We start from the raw sequence: 2,663 nt of genomic DNA, 5'->3' as shown, positions 1-2,663 counted from the left end.
GGGGTACGCGACCCCCTCCTGTGGACCGCCGGGGCGTGGTGATAGCTGACCGCGGCGGGGCAATTTCAAAGGCGGCGACGCGCAAGCGGCAACCGCGGGCATTGGCGGCGGGGCTCGGCTCAACTCGTCCGTGACGAATTTCGGAACCATCCTGGGCGGAAACAGCTCAGGAGGCGCCGGGGGGCTCGGCGTGGACGTCGGCGGGACGGGCATAAGCAATACTCTGGTCAACCATGGAACGATTCGCGGCGGCACCGGAGCCACGGTCGGCGGCGTTGGGCTTAACGTTCGAGCTAACACCACCCCCATCGTCAACACCGGGACGATTGAAGGCGGAAGCGGGGCAGTTGCGGTCCGAAGCAATACGACGTTTACGCTCACGAACAGCGGTACGATCGCAGGCGGGGTCGGAGCGGCCGCGATCACCACGAATTCAGCGACCGCGAACCTCAACCTCGTCAATAGCGGCACGATCCGAGCAGGCGCCGGCTCTGCCGATGCGATTACGCTCGCGACGGGAGTCACGACGGGTCGCATCGACCTGGAGCTGCGGGCCGGCTCGCAGATCATCGGCAACGTGGTCGCGAACCCGACAGGGCTCACCGACGTGCTGCGCCTCGGCGGCAGCGCTGACGCCAGCTTCAACGTCTCGGCCATCGGCCCGACCGCGCAGTACCAGAATTTCGACCTCTTCGTGAAGGGCGGCACCAGCACCTGGACGCTGAATGGCACGGCCACAAACGCCACGCCCTGGCAGATCAGCCAGGGCACGCTGCTGGTCAACGGCACGACGCTTGGCGGCGCGGTCGTCTTCGGCGGGACACTCGGCGGCACCGGCACCATCAACGGTAACGTTACGATCGACCCCAACGGCACGTTGGCGCCGGGCGGAGCCGGGGCAGCGCCGGGCACGCTGAGGATCATCGGCGACCTGACGCTGAACAGCGGCGCGCTGCTGGACTATAATTTCGGCCAGGCCGGAGTCGTCGGCGGCGCGCTGAACGACCTGGTCAACGTCACCGGCAACCTGACCCTCGACGGCACCCTGAACGTCACGACCGCGCCGGGCGGCACGTTCGATACCGGCCTCTACCGCATCTTCAACTATGCCGGCACGTTGACCGATAACGGCCTGACGGTCGGCGCCCTGCCATCGCCCGACTTCTTCCTGCAGACTGGCGTCGCCGGGCAGATCAACCTGGTCAACACCGCCGGGCTGACGCTGCGCTTCTGGGACGGCGCGACGGACCCGCGAAACAACAGCGTCATCGGCGGCGGCAACGGCACCTGGCTGGCTAACGTCGGCAACGACAACTGGACGAACGAGCTCGGCGTCCCCAACGGAGGCTTCGCGGCCGGTTCCTTCGCCGTCTTCACCGGCGCGGCCGGCACGGTCACGGTCGACACCAGCCTCGGCCCGGTCATCGCCTCCGGCATGCAGTTCGCGACGAACGGCTACGTCGTCCAGGGCGGCGACATCACCCTGACCGGGACGCAGGCGGTCATCCGCGTCGGCGACGGCACGACGCTCGGCGTCTTCAGCCAGGCCATGATCGCGTCCAACCTCGTCGGCAGCGCCCAGCTGGTGAAGTCCGACCGCGGCACACTGATCCTGACCGGTGCGAACAGCTATACCGGCGGTACGCTGGTCTCCAGCGGCGTCTTGCAGGTGGGCAATGGCGGCACGACGGGCTCGATCCAGGGCAATGTCGTCAACAACGCCGTATTGGCGTTCAACCGCTCCGATGCCGTGACCTTCGGCGGCACAATCTCGGGCAGCGGCCTGGTGCTTCAGTCGGGAGTCGGCACGCTGACCCTGACCGGCACCAATACCCATAGCGGCGGCACATTTATCGGCGCCGGCACGCTGATCGGCTCGGCCAGCAGTTTCGGCAGCGGTACAATCACTAACAGCGCCGCGCTCGTCATCGATCAGGTGGCCGATGCGTCCTTCGCCAATCCCATCAGCGGCGTCGGCTCCTTCGCCAAGCGTGGCGCCGGCAACCTCAACCTGACCGGCACGAGCACGTTCACTGGTCAAACCAGGGTCGAGGCCGGCAAGCACTCGGTCAACGGCTCGCTCGCGAACTCCTCCGTCACCGTGCTGAGTGGCGCGACGCTCACCGGCTCCGGCACGGTCGGCGCAACGCTGGTTCAGGCCGGCGCAACCATCGCGCCCGGCAACTCGATCGGCACGCTCACCGTCAACGGCAGTTTCATGACGATGGCCGGCTCGACCTATGAGGTCGAGATCGCCGGCAATGGCACCTCCGACCGCATCGCAGTCAATGGCGGGGCGCTGCTCGCCGGCGGCCAGGTCGGCGTCACGGCGCTCGACCCGCAGACCAGTTACATCGGCGGCCAGCGTTATACGATCCTGACCGCTACTGGCGGTGTCGCCGGAAACTTCACCGGAGCGGTCTCGCGCTCGGCCTTCCTCGACCTTACGGTCGACCACCGGCCCAACCAGGTCGACCTCGTCATCGCGGTCAAGGGCACGCCGCCCGCGACGCCTCCCGATCCCGGCACGCCTCCAGTCACGCCGCCGACTGCCCCGCCGGCGATCTTCGGGACCGTGGCGCAGACCCGCAATCAGTTCGCGACCGCAGCCGGCCTCGACACCCTGCCGCAGGCCGGCGGGACGCTGGCGCTGTACAACAGCC

Annotated in this window: 1 protein-coding gene; it reads left to right on the top strand. The window is 67.8% G+C overall.

Features of this window, described 5'->3' with window-relative positions:
* Positions 1-130 precede the first annotated feature (130 nt).
* A partial coding sequence (locus B6S44_RS16205; RefSeq protein WP_206735174.1) for a beta strand repeat-containing protein occupies positions 131-2,663 on the top strand: 2,533 nt, incomplete at its 3' end.

Origin of the sequence: Allobosea sp. Tri-44, from assembly GCF_004123845.1 — a bacterium.
GTDB lineage: Bacteria > Pseudomonadota > Alphaproteobacteria > Rhizobiales > Beijerinckiaceae > Allobosea.
This window is presented reverse-complemented; position numbering and strand designations above follow the sequence as displayed.